Source organism: Pararoseomonas baculiformis (assembly GCF_017813395.1).
Taxonomy (GTDB): Bacteria; Pseudomonadota; Alphaproteobacteria; order Acetobacterales; family Acetobacteraceae; genus Roseomonas; species Roseomonas baculiformis.
Genome location: NZ_JAGIZB010000008.1, coordinates 31,758 through 49,552 on the forward strand (window position 1 = coordinate 31,758; position 17,795 = coordinate 49,552).

Below are 17,795 nucleotides of genomic sequence, written 5' to 3' on the forward strand. Positions count from 1 at the left end.
AAACCAAAGCGCCTCATAGCCCGAAACACCTGCGCTCCAGCCAGACCGGTTTCACGGGGCAGGACCAGGAGGAGGACGGAGATTGCTAGCAAGAGACACAAGCCTGATGAGTTAGTGGCGAGGCTGCGGCAGGCGGCTGCTTTGGTGTGGCAGGGCCAGGCGGTGGCCGAGGCGATCCTTGATCAGCCGGTAGCTGAGAAACCAAGCGAAGAACTCGCATCAGCGCACCCGATGGCGAGGTCGCCGGGCGCAGCGCTTCAGGTCGGCCGAGTAGGAGTCGCAGTTCCTCCAGATCCGAGGATGAACTGAGGTAATCTTCGTCCACGCCGGAACCTGTTGAGAGTGGGACAGTATGGGCGCACCCAAGCAGCATCCCAAATCTGCCGCACCCTCTATCATGCCGCCAAACTGGCCATCCCATTCTACATTGCCGAAGCCCTCCACGCCTATGTTTCACCCTGGCACCAGGATGGCGGCTCCGGTGGTGCGCCGGGCCTGCAGGTCCTCATGCGCCCGCCTAGCATCCGCCAGTTGATAGCGCCGCGCTGGCTCACCGCGCAGGATCCCGGCACGCAGTGCATCGAACACGGCACTGGCCGCCGCCTCGTAATCGGCACGTGCCGCAATCCAGGTGCGTAATGTCGGCCGTGTCACGATAATGGATTTGCGGTGCAAGGCCTGCAGGTCGAACATTCCGACATTGCCCGACGCCGTGCCGTAGCTGATCACTATACCCATTGCCCGCACGCAGTCGAGGGAGGGCAGAAAACCGTCCTTGCCGATGCCGTCATACACCACGTCCACGCCGGTTCCGCCGGTCAGCGCCAGCACGGCGGGAGAAAAGTCGTCGGTACCGGTGTCGATGACGGCATCGTAGCCATTGGCGCGCGCCACGCTGACCTTCGCAGCGGAACCGACGGTTCCGATGGTATGGGCACCCAGCGCCTTGCCCCACTGTCCCAGTAGCAGTCCCATGCCACCGGCCGCGGCATGCACCAACATGGTCGTCCCTGGGCGAACTCGATACAAACGCCGCAGCAGATACTCGGCCGTTAGTCCGCGCAACAGAACCGCCCCGGCCACATCGTCCGAAATGTCTGCCGGCAGCGCCAGGAGCCGCGACGCCGGCACGAGCCGCCGGTCGGCATAGGCGCCGGGGTGTAGATAGGCGACCCGATCGCCGGGTCGGAAGCCGTCAACATCATGCCCGACCGCCTCCACCACTCCGGCACCCTGGCCACCGAGCACGATTGGAAAGGGATAGGCGTCATGCGGGCCCGCCTCGCCCTGCCGCTGGTATATGTCGGAGTAGTTGAGGCCGATGGCGGTCTGCCGGATCAGCACCTCGCCGCTCCCCGGCGGCGGAATGTCCACCGTCTCGTGGCACAGCACCTCGGGGCCGCCATGGCGATGGATACGTACCACATTGGCTTTCATGGTCGTGACTCCTGCTGCCCGGCCACAAGGTCGGCGAAAACGCGGCCGCCGGATTGGATATGCTCGCGCATCGCGTCGCGCGCGCCGGACTCATCGCCCGCCAGGATGGCGGAGAGTAGGGCCGCATGCTCCTGCCAGGAATCACGCACACGCGCCGGCTGGCTCAGGCTGCTGCGGTGATACGTCAGCATCCGGCGGCGTGTTGCACGCAACTGCTCGATCAGAACGGCGTTGCGCGACCCCTCGTAGATTGCGTTGTGGAACATGGAGTTGGCACGCATATAGGCTTCGCTATCCAGCTGCTGCGCCATCTGTCGGGCCGCCTCATGCTGTTGTTGCAGCACCTGCCGCTCCGCCATCACCATGCGCCGCGCCGCGAGCCCCGCGGCTTCTGATTCGAGGGCAGTCAGCAACTCCACCATCCCCAGCGCCAGGGTGGGCGTCAGATCCTGCACCACGGCCCCACGGCGCGGCACCATCCGCACCACGCCCTTGGCTTCCAGATACAGCAACGCTTCCCGCGCCGGCGTACGAGATACCTCGAAGCGGCTGGCCAGTCCCTGCTCATCCAGTGAGTCGCCGGGCTTTAGCCGCCCTTCGTCCAGATCCTGCTCGATCGCGCGCAGAAGCGCGCTCCTTGTCCGGCTCGCCATCGGCGCCCTTCCGCATCCATATAGCGTCCTTGCGTATACATTAAGGGAATGATCTAGTCACCGGCGATCTGACCGGCCGCCAAAAGCCGGCGAAAAGGAACTGGGGGAGGAAGTGGCGTGATCGTGCTTCATCATGCCTGGCGGTCGAGCGCATCGCGCCGCGTACGGCTATGCCTGGAGGAGAAGGGCCTCTCCTTTGTAAGCCGGGTGGTGGACATGGCGGCGATGGAGCACCACCAGCCGGAATACCTCCGGATCAACCCCAACGGAGTGGTCCCGACACTGCTGCATGGTGACCGCCCTCTCCATGAGAGCGGCACGATCTGCGAGTACCTGGACGAAATTTGCCCCGAGCCGCCGCTGCGCCCGGCAGAGCCTTACGAGCGGGCGCTGATGCGCAACTGGGTGCGCTATTTCGACGAGTGCATCGGTAGCCTGATCGTCTTCAACTGGCGGCACCGCCTCCAGGCGACCGCTGCCGCATGGTCCGACGAGGAACTGGCAGCGCGGCTCGAACGCATCCCCAGCGCCGAGCGGCGGGAGGCCTGGACCCGAGTGGCCAGGCGGCCTTTCACAGAGGCGGAGCGCGACGCCGCACGCGCCACCCTGGTCGCGCTGCTTGGACGAATGGAGGCGGCACTGGCGCCCTTCGGCTGGCTGGTGGGGAACTCATTCTCGATCGCGGACATCGCAGCCGTGCCTTTCGTCAAGCGGATCGAGGAGGAGATCGCCCCCGACCAGATGACGGCCGATGCGCATCCGCGCGTCGCCGACTGGTGGGCGCGGGTCCAGGCACGGCCCGCCTTCGCACGTGCGGGCATTGGCCCTTTCCGCGACGACGAGCCTGCTTCAGGGGCAGCGGTCACGTGAAGAGCGCCGGGATCTGTTCCTCCCCGACACCATCCGTGCCAGACAGGAACGCGACCATGACGGAAGATACCGCGCCAAGCCTGACGATCGAGGGCATGGTGGCCACCATACGCCTGAACCGTCCCGAGGTGCATAACCGGATCGAGCCTGCCGATCTCCGGGTGCTGGCTGACATTCTAGCGCGGATCGAAAGCGAGACTGGTGTGCGCGCCGTGATTTTGACGGCAACCGGCAGGTCGTTCAGCTCCGGCTTCAACATCGGCGAGATCAAGGCCAGCGCGACCGACGACGATACTTCCTTCGCCGCTCTGGCGGACCGGCTGGAGGCGCTGCGGCAGCCCACGATCTGCGCCCTGAATGGCGGCGTCTACGGCGGCTCAACGGATCTGGCGCTGGCCTGCGACTTTCGGATTGGCGTCACCGGCATGGCGATGTTCATGCCCGCGGCGCGGCTGGGCCTGCACTACTATCCCGGCGGGCTGCAGCGTTATGTCAGCCGGCTCGGCCTCAACGCCGCGAAGCGCTTGTTCCTGACTGCCGAGAAGCTTGATGCCGAGGAGTTGCTACGCATCGGCTTCCTGACCGAGCTGGTGACGCCTGAGGCACTGGCCGCATGCGCCACGGCTCTGGCCGAGAACCTTGCCGCCAACGCACCGCTGGCGGTGCAGGGAATGAAGGCCGCGCTCAACGACATTGCTCGTGGCTCGATGGACAACGAGGCCGTGGCCGCTCGCGCGCGCCAGGTCCGCGCATCGCAGGACCTGCAGGAAGGCAGGGCGGCTTGGTCGGCGAAGCGAACGCCGGCCTTTATCGGGCGATGAGCGGCGAGCCGGTCCAGCAGCGAACATCCGACCACAACGAAACAAGGCAGGAAACCCAATGATCACTCGCCGCCTCGCCCTCGCGGCCCCTGCCCTGCTCATCGGCGTCAGCGCCCGGGCGGCGGATTTTCCCGATCGGCCGCCCCGCATCGTCGTGGGCTTCACCCCTGGAGGCGCCACGGACATCGCGATGCGGACGATCGCGCCCAAGATGTCATCGCTGCTGGGCCAGTCGATCGTGATCGACAACAAGCCGGGTGCCGGCGGAAACATCGCGACGGAGGCTGTCATCCGCTCCCCGGCCGATGGCTATACGCTGCTGCTGGGCACGATCGGCCCCATGATCATCAACCCGACGATCTACCCGAACCTGAACTTCGACCCATTGGCCGATCTGGTGCCGGTATCGACCGTGGTGCAGTCCTCCACCATCCTGGTGGTGCCCACGCAGCGTCCATGGCGCAGCGTGGCGGACCTGATCGCCGCGGCCAAGGCCACACCAGGCAAGCTGAATTGGGGATACAGCGGCGTTGGCACCACGGGACAGCTAGCCGCCGCGCTCCTGAACCAGTTGGCCGGGATCGAGACAGTGGGCGTGCCCTATCGCGGCGGCGCCCCGCTGATGACAGACCTGATTTCCGGCCGGCTGGATTTCACCTTCTCCACCGTGCCCCCTGCCCTTCCGCAGGTCGAAGCTGGCAAAATCCGCGCCCTGGCCGTTCCAACGCTCAGCCGTGCCACCTTCCTGCCGGAGGTACCGACCATCGCCGAAAGCGGCCTGCCCGGGTTCAACGCCGAGAACTACTTCATGCTGCTGGCGCCGCGCGGCACACCGCCGGCCATCATCGCGCGCTGGAACGCTGCCGTCGGCGAGGCGGTCGCAGATCCCGAGATTGCGGCCCAGTTCCGCCGGCAAGGGCTGGAGGGCTATGCGAGCACCCCCCAATTCGTTGCCGACTATCTGAAGTCAGAGGCAGAGCGCTGGCGCCCGGTCATTGCCGCCATCGGCCTGAAGGCTGACTGAAGCGGCGCGGGCCAGCGCTTCCTGCCAGCGCCGGCGCTCCGCTGGGCGGTGGAGTGCGTGGCAGACATCACGCGGGAGGCTCGTTTACCTTTCAATCCTCCCTCGCAGGCTCCTGCTCTGGCCTCCCGAACTTTTCGCCCGGCGCGCGTTTACTCGGAAAGCGTCCGCACCAGGCCGCGGGGGCGGCGCGGCACCTGTCGCTCGGGGAGAGGGTCAGGGCCCCCGAAGGCAGGCAGGTGAGGGTAAGGGCGGGGCCCGCCGGTCACGGCAGGCGGCATTCAGGGAGAAGCGTGATGCCTTCCGACAAGGGAACCGAAAAGAAGTTTCAGGCCGAAGCAACGCCCTCTCCCACACCGGGCGATCGGGAACGGGAGCTCCCGCCCGGCGCGGCTGCTGCTGCGTCCGGTCCCGAGGCACTCCTTGGCCTCTGGACCTCCTGGGTGAAGACGATGTCGGCAACCAGCCCGGCCTGGAAAGGTGTCGACATGTGGCGCCCCGTACCCCCGGATGCCTTGGCCGACAGGCTGCTCGGGGGTGCTGCACAGGGGTTTGGCGATCAACTCGCCCGGGATCCGGTGATGCGTTCCATCGACCAGATGTGGAATGCGAACCCTCTTCGTGACGTCGTTCCCGTCGACTGGGCCGAGGTGGTGCGGGCCTTGCGGACCGTCTGGCTCCGCAATCTGAGGCGCCCGGCCGATGCGCTGACCTCCGCCGCAAAGCTGAATGCGGATCTTTGGCACTCGGCGATCGAGAGTTGGAACCGGGCCGGACAGCGCTGGCTCGGCTTCGCGGAAGCGGCCTCGCCAGGCGCGCCCGGCCGGCCGGCGGACAAGCGCTTCGCGGCGCCGGAATGGCACAGCAACCCTGCCTATCGCTCCCTCAAGGAAGCCTATCTCCTCGCCTCGGACTGGCTGCTCCAGCAGAGCAAGGCTGATGACCTGGACGAAGCGGAGCGGCAGCGTCTCACCTTCCACCTGCAGCAATTCGTGGATGCGATGAGTCCCTCCCTCCTGCTGTTCTCGAACCCTGCCGCCCTGCGCCGAGCCCTTGAGACCGGTGGCGCGAGCCTGGCCGATGGGGCACGCAATCTGCTGAAAGATCTAGCCGCCGGGCGCTTGAGCCTGGTGGATACGTCCGCCTTCGCTCCCGGCCGCAATCTCGCGCTGTCCCCGGGAAAGGTCGTGCATCGCAACAGGCTCATCGAGCTGATCCAGTACGCTCCGTCGGGCCCCGAGACCCATAAGACGCCGCTGCTCATCCTCCCGCCCTGGATCAACAAGTACTACATTCTCGACCTGCAGCCGAAGAACAGCATGGTGCGCTATCTCACCGAGCAGGGCTTCACTGTCTTCATGGTGTCCTGGAGGAATCCTGACGCATCGATGGATGGCATCACGATCGAGGACTACATGGACCTCGGGCCTCTCGAAGCCAGTGACGTCGTGCGCGAGATCACGGGAAGCCCGGCCGTGAACGTGATGGGCTACTGCATCGGCGGCACGCTGCTGGCGATGACGCTCGCATGGCTGGCAGCCAGGGGCGACGACCGGTTCAACGCAGCCACCTTCATGGTTTCCCTGCAGGACTTCTCGCGGGTCGGGGACACAGCGGTGTTCATGGGGGAGGAGTCCATCGACCTCATTGAGCAGCAGATGATGGAGCGCGGCTACCTGGACAGCCGCGAGATGTCGAACATGTTCAACCTGCTACGATCAAACGACCTGATCTGGGCGAATGTGGTCAACAACTACCTGATGGGTGAGAAGCCCCCGGCCTTCGACCTGCTGTACTGGAACAGCGACGGAACGCGGATGACCCGCGCCGCCCATAGCTGGTACCTGCGCAACACCTACCGCGAGAACAACCTGATCGTACCGGGCCGGATCCAACTGAAGGGAGAGCCGATCGATCTCGGCCGCATCCACCAGGACATCTATGCCGTCGGGGCTGAGCGGGACCACATCGTCCCCTGGGACGCGGCCTGGCGGATCACCCAGCTCGTTGGTGGTAAGGTCCGCTACGTGCTGGCATCCAGCGGCCACATCGCCGGCATCATCAACCCGCCGGGCGGCAAGGGAGTTCACTGGACCACACCGCCCGAGGCACCGGTCGCTTCCACGGCAGCCGAGTGGAAACAGAATGCAGTGCGGCAGGATGGAAGCTGGTGGGTCGATTGGAGCACATGGCTTGGCGAGCGCTCTGGCCCGAAGACCTCCCCGCCGGCCATGGGCAGCCCGGCTCATCCCCCGCTCGAAGATGCGCCCGGCCGCTACGTCCTAGAGAAATAGGGCAAGGACGCGGCCTGAAGAAACGCAGGACAGGCGGTTCTTTGGATATCGTGCCGATGGGGTCGAATGCCGACGACGGCTCATGAGGTGCAACACGGCTGTGTTCGCCTCGTTCTCGACGATGCGGAAATTGAGCCGCCAGCCTCATGCCTCCCGGAATCGTGCGGGCTCATCAATGCCAAGCTCGGCTCCCTTGGCATCGAATGCCGCCTCATATACCTCCGTCAGGCGGCTCTTGGGCGAAGTGTCGTTGCCGTATTGCGCCAGTTCCGACGGACTGAGCACGTCGGACTCAATGCCCAAAGCGAGCATATGGGAGGCCTGCGCCGTCAAGCCGGCTGAATGCATCATCTCCACCGCCAGCCTTGCCTCTGCGACCGCCAGTTGCCGTTCGAGATCAAGGGCCTGCTGCTCCAGAGCTTCTGCCCGGCGGGCCTGTTCTCCGAGCGCGGCCTGAAGTTGACGCATTCTCTCCGCTGCGCCGAGCACCGCCTCATCGAGACGGTCCAGGGGAAGGAGCTCAAGGCTGCCCGCGGCGCGCATAGGGGACGGGATTGCTGCAGCTTGAAGCTGGGGCATCGGAACTCCCTGAGCCAGAAACGCACCATCCATAGTTCGGCCGCGTCCGGGAGGGAATGCTGGAAAGGCTCCTGCCTCAAGTCGTTCCTGAATGGCGGAGCCGAAGGCGGTGGACCTGCCCTTCCGCAGAACGTGCCACGAAGCGGCCGGGCTGAAATCAGCATGTCCACTAGGGACGCCTTCCGTCTATTGCATCGGCCGCGTCCATGCGCCTGGGGCCATCGCACACGACCAAATCGCATCTCTGGTCGGTCTGGCTTACATGTAGAAGCCCGCTACCCGCCCCGGGGAGCGGATGGGCGCCGTTGTCGGCCGCGGCAGGCCTCCCGCCTGGCCGTGGCTCCTCATATTTTAGGACTGAGTGAGTCAGAGCAGGTGCATGGGTAGGACCAACACCGAGGGCCCTGAAGCGGCCGCCCCCATGCGCGCGAAGCATAGCGCTTCCTGCCGGGCGACGGGGCGGGGGCGCACGGGCCTGCGTGACTACCTCTTCGCCCTCGTCGGACTGGTGCTCGCCCCTGCACTTCTGCTCGGCGCGGCTACGACGAGGGAGCTTGCCTCGACCTATCGGCTCTCAGAGGAAGCAGGGCTCGCCAGCACGGCCGAGGCACTGGCGACGGCGATCGACCGCGAAATGGAGATCGCGCTAACCGCTCTTTCCACACTGGCCGCCTCGCCTAGCCTTGCTGCCGGAAACATCTCGGACGCCTATCTCCAGGCTCAGGCCGTGGGACGTGCGTTCGGCGGATGGGTCGCCATGCTCGAGGAGGATTCCACCCAGGTCTTCAACACGCGCCTGCCATTGGGTGCCCCACTCCCGCGGGGCGCAGGAGATCCGTTCGTGGGCCGGGCGATCTCCACCGGGCAGCCTTTCGTCAGCGACCTGTTCCTGGGCGCCACTGCAGCCAAGCCTGTGATCTCCACCTTCCAGCCCCTTCCTCCCGGCACCGCCGGCGCTTCGGCCGGGAAGCGGCGCGTGCTGCTGCTGGCCTTCACGCCGGATCGCCTCACCACCCTGCTGGAGCGCCAGCATTTCGAGGATCGAGGTGGCTTCGCCGTACTGACGGACGGCAATAGCCGGGTCGTGGCCCGATCGTCGGAGCAGGCGAGGTTTCTCAACCAGCCCTCGCCCGAATGGTTCGTGAGGGCCACCATGGGCCTGGACGAGGGGCTGATTCGCGGAGAAGAGTCCCTGGCAGGGCACCTGGGCCTGCTGGCCTTCCAGCGCCTGGAGCGCGCTCCCTCATGGGTCGTTGCCGTGGTCACGCCCTTCGAGCCGTTTCAGGGGCGATGGCGTGGACCCGCGCTGCGCTACATGGCCGGATCCGCGCTGCTCGCCGGAGTGGCGGCCCTGCTGGCGCTCCTCCTGGCCAGGCGCATCCTACGGCCGCTACGGACCTTGGCGCAGGACGCGGACAGGCTGTCCCAGGGAGGGGTCCCGACCTCCTCCTCCCCGGAGCGCATCGCGGAGATCGAGACCTTGCGGCAGGCACTATGGCGCTTGGTGTCGGCGCTCCGTGCCCAGGGGGCTGCAGAGGGGCGCGCAGCGGCCGCCGAGGAATCGGCCGCGGAACTCGGGGAAGCAGCGAGGCGGCGGGATCTCCTGGTCGCGGAACTGAACCACCGGGTCAAAAACATGCTCGCGACCGTGCAGTCGCTAACCTCACAGACCTTGCGCGGGTCAGGCGATGACCCCGAGCGCTTCGTCAGCGACCTGACGGGGCGGCTCCGCACCTTGGCGCAGGCCCACGACCTCCTGATCAAGGTTGACTGGGAGGGTGCCGACGTAGATGCGGTCGTGGCGGCGGCACTGGCGCCGTGGCAGGGTGATAGCCGGCTCTCCATCTCCGGGCCGCGCGGCGTACATCTCGATTCCAACCAGGCTCAGGCCCTGGTGCTCGCCCTGCATGAACTGTCGACCAACGCCGTCAAGTACGGCGCGCTCTCGGTCGAGAGCGGGCTCGTCGAGATCAGGTGGCAGCTGCGCGACGTGAGCCCCGGCGACAAGCCCTGGCTGGAACTTCGGTGGCGGGAGCGCGGTGGCCCCGAAGTGCGCCCGCCGACCAGGTCCGGCTTCGGCTCGCGCCTGCTGGAGCAGGGCTTGCCGCGTCAGCTCAAGGGAGAGGCCGTACTCTCGCACCTGCCGGAAGGGGTTGAGTACCGCCTCAGCGCGCCGGTCAGGAGGGAGCGGGGCGTGGGTAGATGATCGTGCCTCTCCCTCCCCGCTCTTTGTTGTGGGGAGGCCGGCAGGAAGTACGGATGCAGATGACTGGTTCCGCGGTGCATTTACTCCAATTCGGCAGGTCCGCCGAGTATCCATCGCGGTCGGGGGGCGTTTGTTGAGTTTCGCTGAGAACTGACCCGGGGTTTTCATCGAGAACTGACCCGTGCAGGGATATGTCCTGCGGGCTTTGGTCGCGGGTCAAGCGGGTGTTTCGGCTCTCCTGTTTCTGGGCTCGGCCGAGCTGCTCCTGAACCGGAAGCTGTCGTTGCCGGTTTCCAGGATGTGGCAGTGGTGGGTGAGCCGGTCGAGCAGGGCTGTTGGCATCTTGGCGTCGCCGAACACGCCGCCCCACTCGCTGAAGCTCAGGTTGGTGGTGATGACCACGCTGGTGCGCTCGTAGGGCGGGCTGAGCAGGTGAAACAGCAGTGCGCCACCCGAGGCGCTGAACGGCAGGTAACCGAGCTCGTCGAGGATGACGAGGTCGAGACGGAGCAGGGGACCGGCGAGCTGCCCGGCCTTGTTCGCGGTCTTTTCCTGTTCCAGCGCATTCACCAAGTCGGTCGTGGAGTAGAACCGGACCTTCTTGCGGCCGTGCTCGGTTGCCTGAATGCCGGGCGCGGAGGCGATGTGGGTCTTGCCAGTGCCGGGCCCGCCGATGAGCACGACGTTGTCGGCCCGCTCGGTGAACTCGCCCCGGTGCAGCTGCCGGACTGCGGCCTCGTTCACCTCGCTGGCTGCGAAGTCAAAGCTCGCCAGGTCCTTGTAGGCCGGGAACCGGGCTGTTTCCGTGTGGTAGGCGATCGAGCGCACCTCGCGCTCGGCCATCTCGGCCTTGAGCAGCTGGGAGAGGACCGCACGGCCGCCTCGAATGCCGGGGCTCCCTGTTCCACCAGCTCGGCGGCGGCCTGAGCCATGCCGTCCATCTTGAGCCCGCGCAGCATGGCAGCGCGTCGTAGCGCCCGGTATCGGCCCTCGGCTCCCGGGTGAGGACGAGAGCCTGTGGTGCGTCGATGACCGCGGCCGTGCTCGGGCCATCTGTCAGGCGGTGCAAGAGGTTGAGGACGTGGGTCTTGGTGGCGACGCCGGCCTCAAGGGCCAGTTCCACGGCGCAGAGCACTGCCTCCTCGTCGTGCTGCAGCACGAGGGCGAGGATATCCACCATCTCCCGCACGCCCCCCAGCCGCCGCAGGAGCTGGGCCTGGAGCCTGCGGAACGCCTCCGGCATCTCGGCAAAGGGTGCGCCGTTGCGGAGCGCCCCGGGCTTGCGCTGCGTTACAGCGAGGTAGTGCCGCCAGTCATAGACGGTGCGGCTGGGGACATCGTGCGAGCGCTCGACAATCCGGGCGTGCTCGCACAGGATCTGCCCCTCGGCTGCCGCAAGGAGCCGGTCGGGGTAGACGCGCAGGCTGACCGGCCGATTGGCGAAGGAGGCCGGGACGCTGTAGCGGTTGCTCTCGAAGTGTACGAGGCAGGTCGGCGGCACCCGCTTGGCGTGCTCGACGAAGCCGTCGAATGCCCGTCCCGTCGGCATCAGGCCCGGCCTCTCCCGGGCGTGGACCTCGGCGACGCTGCCCGGCAGGACCCCGTGGGCGAGCTCGCTCCAGCGCCCGATGCGGCGGGCCTCCAGCCACGCGTTGAGGGCGGGAAGGTCGCGGAAGGGCGGCATGACCTGCCAGATCTGCCGCCGAGGGTCCTGGACGTTTTTCTCGACCTGACCGCTCGCCCTGTCGCTCGGACCAGTGGCGCTCCAGGGCTCGACCCATCCTGAAGCCGGACTGCAGAACGTCGGCTCGAACAGGTAGTGGCTGGCCATGGCCTGAAACCGTGCATTGACCTGTCGGACCTTGCCCACGCCGACGCGATCCACGGCGGTTCGCATAGTGTCGAAGATGCCGCGCCGCGGCACGCCGCCCAGCCCGCGGAACGCCTCGGCCAGGGCGTCAAACAGCATCTCATGGGTCTGCAGCTTGTAGGCCTGGATGACGAAGACCCGGCTATGCGCCAGCTTGGTATGGGCGGCCCGGAGCTTGAGCCGCTTGCCGCCCACCGTTGCCCAGTCCTCGCTCCAGTCGAACTGGAACGCCTCACCGAGCTGGAAGGCGAGCGGCACGAACACCCCGTGGTCCGCTGCGCCGCCTCCCGTCCCGCCCGCCAGCGCCGGACGAAGGCCGCAACCCGGACGTAGGACCCGCCATAGCCCAGGGCCACCAGGTCGGCGTGGATCCGCCGTACCGTCCGGCGCCCTTTGCAGCCCTTGCCCGCCTCCAATCGCAGCCACTCCGACTGCTTGTCGGCGAACGGGTCCAGGCGGCTCGGACGGTCGGGAACCTTGAACCGCACCTCCACGGCGTCCGACCGCAGGTACTTGCGGATCGTGTTCCGTGACAGGCCCGTCCGTCGCTCGATCTCGCGGATCGGGATGCGATCCCGGTGATGCCACCGGCGGATCACGCTCAACAACTCCATGTCCATCACTCCGGTAACCCCGACCATCCGGCCGGAGAGGTGAACAGACACGGGTCATTTCTCGGCGAAAACTCTGACCCCTCCCAGGTCAGCTCTCAGTGCAGATCAACAGGGCTCCTGAGGGCCGGTGCGGCGGTCGGGAGCGGAGGTCCGCTTCCTCCACTTGGCTGCCGTCTCCGGGTTGATCCCGTAGCGCCTAGCGAGCCCCCTCAGGCTCTCCTCACTATCCTGTATCGCTCGACGGACCGCCGCAGTCGTTTGGCGCTCACATGTTGAACCTAGCCCATAACGCGTCCTTCCTCGCATGCTGGAAGACTGCACCATCAAACCCGGGGATCAAACTCCTAGTCCAGTTTCGCCCCCGAGATCCGCACCACCTCCCGCCACATCGGGCGCTCGCGTTCGACGCGGGCCCTCACATCCGCAGGAGTGCTCCAGACGCAGCTGGCGCCCGCCCGCAGGAAGCGTTGCTGCATCGCCGGGTCCTGGCCGATCTCACGCATCGTGGCCGCCGCACGGTCCACGATTGCGGAGGGCACGCCCGCGGGAAAGGCCATCGCGCACCAGCTGGTGACAACGAAGTCGGAGACACCCACCTCTGCCATCACCGGCACGTTGGGCAAGGTCGGCCAGCGTTCGGGTCCCGTGATCGCGAAGGCCTTCATGCGCCCCTCCTGAATCACAGGCACATAGCTGGCGAGGTTGTCCATCGCGCAGGTCAGGTCGCCGGACAGCATGGCGGGGATGATCTGCGCCGCGCCCCGGAACGGAACATGCGTGCCGTCGATCCCAAGCCGGTTCACGAACAGGGAGCCGCTGAGATGCGCGGTGGTTCCGACGCCTGGGGAACCGAAGCTGATCCCCCCGCGCTGCGCCTTCGCCCAGGCGACGAACTCCTGGAAGTTGTTGGCCGGATTATGCTGTGCCGAAACGACGAGGACGTTCGGCAGTTCCCAGTGCATGGAAATCGGCTGGAAATCGCGCTGCGGATCATAGGGAAGCTTGCTGTAGAGGAACTGGTTGATGTGCCAGGCCCCGAGCGTCAGCGGCGCCATGCTGTAGCCGTCCGGCGCGGACTTCGCGAGAGCGTCCGCCCCGATATTGCCACCAGCGCCGGGACGGTTCTCCAGCACGAAAGACTGGCCGAGCTTCTGTTGCATCTGCTCACAGAGGAGCCGGCACAGCACGTCAGTCGAGCCGCCAGGCGGCCAGGGCACGATGACGCGCACTGTCCGGTTCGGCCAGCTCTCCTGTGCCGCGGCAGAGCGAATGAACGGCGCTGCAGCGGCCGCGGACAGCGCCAGACGACGGGTGATTCGCATTCGTTTCCTCCAGTTTTGTGCCCGGACGATACGCAAGCCGTGCGCATAGGGCCACAACTCTGTGGGCCCGATGCGAAGCCGCATGGGGAATCGTTTCCGTTCCAATGACTGGTCGCAGTCACAATGGTGCCCGGCCAGGGCAGGAACCAAGCGCTCCCGGGCCGACACACGGGACGCCAGCCCATGTTGGCTGCCGGTTAAGTCCGCAGCACTTTTCACCGTGTTGACATGAACAACATCGGAACCGCTGTCCGGACGAGCCAGTGGAAAGAGAGACCTCTCTCCATGGCTTGTCCTTACTTGGCTCAGGCGGCGGACAGTTCGGGACCCAAGTTCCCGGGTACGCGCCTCAAGCCAAGCATGGCGCAACGACAGCGCAGGTGTCAGCCGCGCTTTTCCAGAAGTCCACCATCGACGGGCAGAATCACCCCGGTGATGTACCCAGCCTCATCCGAGGCCAGAAACAGCGCGGCATTCGCGACATCCCAGGCCGTGCCCATGCGCCGCATCGGCACCAGTGCCTCGCGCTCCGCCCGGATGACCTCGCGAGGCACGCCGCGCTCCTCCGCCCGTCGCTCAATCGCCATGGGCGTGTCGATCAGCCCCGGCAGGATCACGTTGGCCCGGATGCCGTGGCGCGCATTCTCCATGGCAATGTGCTGCGTCAGAGTGTTCACCGCGCCCTTGCTGGTCTTGTAGGCGACGGTGGGGCGCGCGGAGAGGGAGGACGTCGAGGAGATATTAATGATGCAGCCCGACCGTTGCGTGATCATCTGCGGCAGGACGTGCTTGCAGGTCATGAACATGCCCTTGAGATTCATGGCCATGATCGCGTCCCACATCGCGACATCCATCTCGGCCGTGCTGCGATCGCCCTTTGAGCGACCAACATTGTTGTGCAGCACGTCAATCCGTCCGTAGCGCTCCACGCATGTCCGGGCGATGGCGGCGCAATCCTCCTCCCGCGTGATGTCAGCGCGCAGCACCGAACTCGGCCTTCCATGCGCCGCCACCGCTGCGCGCGTAGCCTCCGCCCATTCCTCGTTGATATCCACCAGCAGCAGCGTCGCGCCCTCCTCCGCGAAGCGCTCCGCCACTGCGCGTCCATTTCCCACGGTTTCGCCGGGCTGCTGCCCCGCACCGACGACGATGGCGACCTTGCCTTCCAACCTGCCCCTGGACATTGGCACTCCGTGCTCGCGATGCGTCATCAGTCGGAGGTGATGCGGCCGTCGGTGACCACGCGGCGCCATCGTGCTTCCTCGGCGCGCACGAACCGCGTCATCTCCTCCGGGGTGTTTACCGCCACAGTCAGCCCCTCCCCGGCGAGGCGGGAGCGATAGGCAGGCGCGGCGGTCACCTTGCGCAGCGCCTCGTTCAGCCGGGCCAGCACCGGGGCCGGCGTGCCACCGGGGGCAAACAGGCCGTACCAAACCTCCGCCTCGTAGCCCGGAAGGGTTTCCGCGACGGTCGGCACCCCCTCATAGGCCGGCGTGGGTTGCGGCGAGGTGACGGCCAGCGCCCGCATCCGGTCGCCCTTCACGAAGGCGGCGACGCCACCCGCCGTGCCGAAGACCATGTCCAGACGCCCGCCCAGCAGATCCGTATAGGCCGGCCCTGCACCGCGGTAGGGAACATGGGTGATGTCCACCCCGGCCATCAGCTTGAACAGCTCCGCCGCGAGATGCACGGCGGAGCCATTGCCCGAGGATCCATAGGTCAGCTTCCCAGGCTCGGCCTTCGCGGCGCGGATGATATCGGCCACGCTGCGATAAGGGCTGTCCGGCCGAACCACCAGAACGTTGGGGCCGTGGCAGATCAGCCCGACCGCCGAGAACCCCTTTTCCGTGTCATAGGGCAGGCTCTTCACCAGCGAGGCGTTGATGGCCAACGCCGAGGTCGTCAACAGGAGCGTGTAGCCGTCCGGCGCCGCTTTCGAGACGAGATCGGAGCCGAGAACCGTCCCGCCCCCCGGGCGGTTGTCGATGACGACGGCCTGGCCGAGTTCCGCTGCCAGGAGCTGCGCGAGTTCACGTCCCACAACATCCGTGCCACCCCCGGCGGTGAAGGGCACCACCGCACGGATCGGCCGCGAAGGATACCCCTCCGCCGTCTGGCCAACAGCAGTCCAGAGCGGGGACGAAAGCCCGGCTAACGCGCCAGCCATGCCCAGGCGGATCAGGCCGCGCCGTCGGACGCAGGCCTCCTCTGCGAGGCACTCCTCACCGCGCCACAGCACTTTCACGGCGCTTACTCCCGTTCCTGTTCCGATCAGCCTAGGCGCGACCTTCCGCTGTGCGCAAGTTGCTTCCATACTGCGGAAGACACGCATAGGCTCCCACCATGGCGAAGCAGCCCCGACGAACCCCTAAGCAGCCCGAGGAGAGGTCGGCGGTTCAGCAACCCGCAGCCTCCGGCGCGTCGCTGCGTGCCGTGCCCCCCGCCCCTCCGCTCCACGGGCTGCCGGGCGATGGAGTGCGCGCCGTGGATCGCGCCCTGGTCCTGCTGCGCGCGTTCCGGGAGGAGGATGGGCCCCTTGGCTTGACAGAGCTGTCCCGGCGCGCCGGGCTGAACATGACCACCGCCCTGCGCCTTCTCGCTACGCTGGAAGGCCATGGCTTCGTGAAGCGCCTACCCTCGGGGGGCTATCTCCTCGGGCCTAGCCTCCTGCTGCTTGGCGATCTTTTTCGTCGGTCCCTTCGGCTCGAGCACCATGTGATGCCCGCGCTGGAACGGCTGCGCGGGGAAAGCCGCGAAAGCGCGGCCTTCTTCGTGCGCGAGGGCGATCAGCGCCGATGCCTGTTCCGCCTCGACTCCCCGCAGCTCGTCCGCGACGTCGCCCATATCGGCGAAGCCCGGCCCCTCGGCCGCGGTGCCCATGGCCGCTCGCTGATCGCGCTGGAGCATGGAGAGAAGCTGCCCGTGATCAGCCATGGGGAGCGCCTGCCGCAGATCGCGGCCATCGCCAGCCCGGTGCTGGACGCTGGCGGCCGGGTCGCCGGCTCGATCGGCATTTCCGTACCGCTTTACCGCTTCACCGCCGAAACCGAGGGGCTTTGTGCGCCACTGGTGATGCGGGAAGCCATTGCGATGACGCGCGACCTGGGCGGCGATCCTGCCCCCCTGCAGGCCGCCGCCAGATAGAGTGACCTGCTGAAAGGGAGCAAGAATGGCCCGGATCGAGCTGACGCCCGAGGCGGAGCGCACGCCTGAGGAGCAGGCGGCCTGCGAGGAAGCCATCAGTGGCGTGCGCGGCCGCGTGCCTGCACCCATGATCGCCTGGCTGAAGAACCCGGAGATGGCTCGGCGCGCCCAACGCCTGGGCGAGCTTCTGCGCTACCAGACCACACTGGAGCCGCGGCTGAGCGAGCTTGCGATCCTCGTCACCGCGCGCCACTGGACCGCGCATTACGAATGGGTCGTCCATAAGCGTGACGGGCTGAAGGCCGGGATGGATCCTGCCGTCGTGCAGGCCATCGCCGAACGTCGCGAGCCCGCCCTGCGCGACGAGGCGGAGCGCGTGGTCTATGCCATTGCCACCACACTCCTCAGCACCCGCCGGGTGCCGGAGCCACTCTACCGCCACGCCGTTTCAACCCTGGGCGAGCGAGGATTGGTCGAACTGGTCGGCGTGCTTGGCTATTACGCCCTCGTCTCCATGACGCTCAACGTCTTCGAGATCGGAATGCCCGACGCCTTCGCGCCGGAGCTGGGCGCCGAGCCCGGCGACCCGGTGCCGGGCTGACGCCGTGTGGGAACCGAGCCGGCGCTCCCTTCCTTGAGCACGCCCGATGAACTGGTGGACCGCGCCAGAGAGGATCCGTGTGAGGTGAGCGCCGGCTCCTCGTGCATCAGCTTCATGCCAAACTTGGCCAGTGACGCTTACCGTTCCAAAGCCAGACTTGGCTTGAGGCTCGAGTCACGCCCTGAGCGTCCACCGCACGGCTTATTTCGCCATCGCCGCCGCACTAGCATCGACTTGAGGCGGAGCGGTGATCCTGGATGCGAACAGCCTTCGCGTCCGGTCCGCGGTGGAGAGCGATACAGGTGCCTGGCTCGCCCCCGGCCTTGAACGCTGCTCCTCTCGAATTCCCGGCTCCCCTGCGTC

General features: G+C 66.7%; 13 protein-coding genes and 3 pseudogenes. 7 read left to right on the top strand and 9 right to left on the bottom strand.

Going from position 1 to position 17,795, the window contains the following annotated elements; genetic code table 11:
- Positions 1–453: 453 nt before the first annotated feature.
- Both J8J14_RS09945 and J8J14_RS09950 read right to left on the bottom strand, forming a co-directional pair.
- Positions 454–1,437, bottom strand: coding sequence for a quinone oxidoreductase family protein (locus J8J14_RS09945; RefSeq protein WP_209379350.1), 984 nt, complete (start codon positions 1,435–1,437; stop codon positions 454–456).
- On the bottom strand, positions 1,434–2,090 hold the full coding sequence (locus J8J14_RS09950; protein ID WP_209379351.1) for a GntR family transcriptional regulator: 657 nt from the start codon (positions 2,088–2,090) through the stop codon (positions 1,434–1,436). The genes J8J14_RS09945 and J8J14_RS09950 overlap by 4 nt, the downstream gene beginning before the upstream one ends.
- A 117-nt stretch (positions 2,091–2,207) precedes the next feature.
- Here J8J14_RS09950 and J8J14_RS25605 point away from each other — a divergent pair, with 117 nt between their 5' ends.
- The 4 genes from J8J14_RS25605 to J8J14_RS09970 all read left to right on the top strand — a co-directional run bounded on the left by J8J14_RS25605 (position 2,208) and on the right by J8J14_RS09970 (position 7,096).
- Positions 2,208–2,960, top strand: coding sequence for a glutathione S-transferase family protein (locus J8J14_RS25605; RefSeq protein WP_209379352.1), 753 nt, complete (start codon positions 2,208–2,210; stop codon positions 2,958–2,960).
- A 56-nt stretch (positions 2,961–3,016) separates the two neighbouring features.
- Positions 3,017–3,781 carry an enoyl-CoA hydratase/isomerase family protein gene (locus J8J14_RS09960; RefSeq protein ID WP_209379353.1) on the top strand — a complete coding sequence of 255 codons (765 nt, stop codon included), beginning with the start codon at positions 3,017–3,019 and terminating at the stop codon, positions 3,779–3,781.
- Between the two features lie 58 nt (positions 3,782–3,839).
- Entirely contained in the window at positions 3,840–4,805 is a 966-nt protein-coding gene (locus J8J14_RS09965; RefSeq protein ID WP_209379354.1) for a Bug family tripartite tricarboxylate transporter substrate binding protein, read from the top strand.
- A gap of 293 nt (positions 4,806–5,098) precedes the next feature.
- Complete coding sequence (locus J8J14_RS09970; RefSeq protein WP_209379355.1) at positions 5,099–7,096, top strand: PHA/PHB synthase family protein; 1,998 nt, start codon at positions 5,099–5,101, stop codon at positions 7,094–7,096.
- Positions 7,097–7,240: 144 nt separating this feature from the next.
- Here J8J14_RS09970 and J8J14_RS09975 read toward each other — a convergent pair whose 3' ends face one another.
- The gene (locus J8J14_RS09975) at positions 7,241–7,675 is read right to left on the bottom strand and encodes a hypothetical protein (protein ID WP_209379356.1); all 435 of its coding nucleotides are present in this window, start codon (positions 7,673–7,675) and stop codon (positions 7,241–7,243) included.
- A 421-nt stretch (positions 7,676–8,096) separates the two neighbouring features.
- Between J8J14_RS09975 and J8J14_RS09980 the strand changes: the two genes are divergently transcribed.
- Positions 8,097–9,881 carry a sensor histidine kinase gene (locus J8J14_RS09980; RefSeq protein WP_209379357.1) on the top strand — a complete coding sequence of 595 codons (1,785 nt, stop codon included), beginning with the start codon at positions 8,097–8,099 and terminating at the stop codon, positions 9,879–9,881.
- 216 nt (positions 9,882–10,097) lie between these two features.
- Here J8J14_RS09980 and istB read toward each other — a convergent pair.
- The 6 genes and pseudogenes from istB to J8J14_RS10010 all read right to left on the bottom strand — a co-directional run bounded on the left by istB (position 10,098) and on the right by J8J14_RS10010 (position 15,854).
- Positions 10,098–10,840: pseudogene (istB, locus tag J8J14_RS09985) on the bottom strand (IS21-like element helper ATPase IstB).
- A 2-nt stretch (positions 10,841–10,842) separates the two neighbouring features.
- Positions 10,843–12,365 (bottom strand): annotated as a pseudogene (gene istA / locus J8J14_RS09990) (IS21 family transposase); the annotation flags it as partial.
- A 111-nt stretch (positions 12,366–12,476) separates the two neighbouring features.
- Positions 12,477–12,671: pseudogene (locus J8J14_RS09995) on the bottom strand (hypothetical protein); the annotation flags it as partial.
- Positions 12,672–12,709: 38 nt separating this feature from the next.
- Entirely contained in the window at positions 12,710–13,771 is a 1,062-nt protein-coding gene (locus J8J14_RS10000; protein WP_245215630.1) for a Bug family tripartite tricarboxylate transporter substrate binding protein, read from the bottom strand.
- A 299-nt stretch (positions 13,772–14,070) separates the two neighbouring features.
- Complete coding sequence (locus J8J14_RS10005) at positions 14,071–14,871, bottom strand: SDR family NAD(P)-dependent oxidoreductase (RefSeq protein ID WP_209379359.1); 801 nt, start codon at positions 14,869–14,871, stop codon at positions 14,071–14,073.
- Positions 14,872–14,897: 26 nt separating this feature from the next.
- Entirely contained in the window at positions 14,898–15,854 is a 957-nt protein-coding gene (locus tag J8J14_RS10010) for a tripartite tricarboxylate transporter substrate binding protein (RefSeq protein WP_209379360.1), read from the bottom strand.
- 266 nt (positions 15,855–16,120) lie between these two features.
- Here J8J14_RS10010 and J8J14_RS10015 point away from each other — a divergent pair, with 266 nt between their 5' ends.
- Both J8J14_RS10015 and J8J14_RS10020 read left to right on the top strand, forming a co-directional pair.
- Positions 16,121–16,831, top strand: coding sequence for an IclR family transcriptional regulator (locus J8J14_RS10015; RefSeq protein WP_209379361.1), 711 nt, complete (start codon positions 16,121–16,123; stop codon positions 16,829–16,831).
- Positions 16,832–16,856: 25 nt separating this feature from the next.
- Positions 16,857–17,432, top strand: a complete 576-nt coding sequence (locus tag J8J14_RS10020) for a carboxymuconolactone decarboxylase family protein (protein WP_209379362.1) — start codon at positions 16,857–16,859, stop codon at positions 17,430–17,432.
- Positions 17,433–17,795 lie beyond the last annotated feature (363 nt).

Excerpts from the sequence above, each read along its gene's own strand:
- J8J14_RS09945 (WP_209379350.1), bottom strand. The coding sequence starts at position 1,437 with ATGAAAGCCAATGTGGTACGTATCCATCGCCATGGCGGCCCCGAGGTG.
- J8J14_RS09950 (WP_209379351.1), bottom strand. The coding sequence starts at position 2,090 with ATGGCGAGCCGGACAAGGAGCGCGCTTCTGCGCGCGATCGAGCAGGAT.
- J8J14_RS09960 (WP_209379353.1), top strand. The coding sequence starts at position 3,017 with ATGACGGAAGATACCGCGCCAAGCCTGACGATCGAGGGCATGGTGGCC.
- J8J14_RS09965 (WP_209379354.1), top strand. The coding sequence starts at position 3,840 with ATGATCACTCGCCGCCTCGCCCTCGCGGCCCCTGCCCTGCTCATCGGC.
- J8J14_RS09970 (WP_209379355.1), top strand. The coding sequence starts at position 5,099 with ATGCCTTCCGACAAGGGAACCGAAAAGAAGTTTCAGGCCGAAGCAACG.
- J8J14_RS09975 (WP_209379356.1), bottom strand. The coding sequence starts at position 7,675 with ATGCCCCAGCTTCAAGCTGCAGCAATCCCGTCCCCTATGCGCGCCGCG.
- J8J14_RS09980 (WP_209379357.1), top strand. The coding sequence starts at position 8,097 with ATGCGCGCGAAGCATAGCGCTTCCTGCCGGGCGACGGGGCGGGGGCGC.
- J8J14_RS10000 (WP_245215630.1), bottom strand. The coding sequence starts at position 13,771 with ATGCGGCTTCGCATCGGGCCCACAGAGTTGTGGCCCTATGCGCACGGC.
- J8J14_RS10005 (WP_209379359.1), bottom strand. The coding sequence starts at position 14,871 with ATGTCCAGGGGCAGGTTGGAAGGCAAGGTCGCCATCGTCGTCGGTGCG.
- J8J14_RS10010 (WP_209379360.1), bottom strand. The coding sequence starts at position 15,854 with ATGGCTGGCGCGTTAGCCGGGCTTTCGTCCCCGCTCTGGACTGCTGTT.
- J8J14_RS10020 (WP_209379362.1), top strand. The coding sequence starts at position 16,857 with ATGGCCCGGATCGAGCTGACGCCCGAGGCGGAGCGCACGCCTGAGGAG.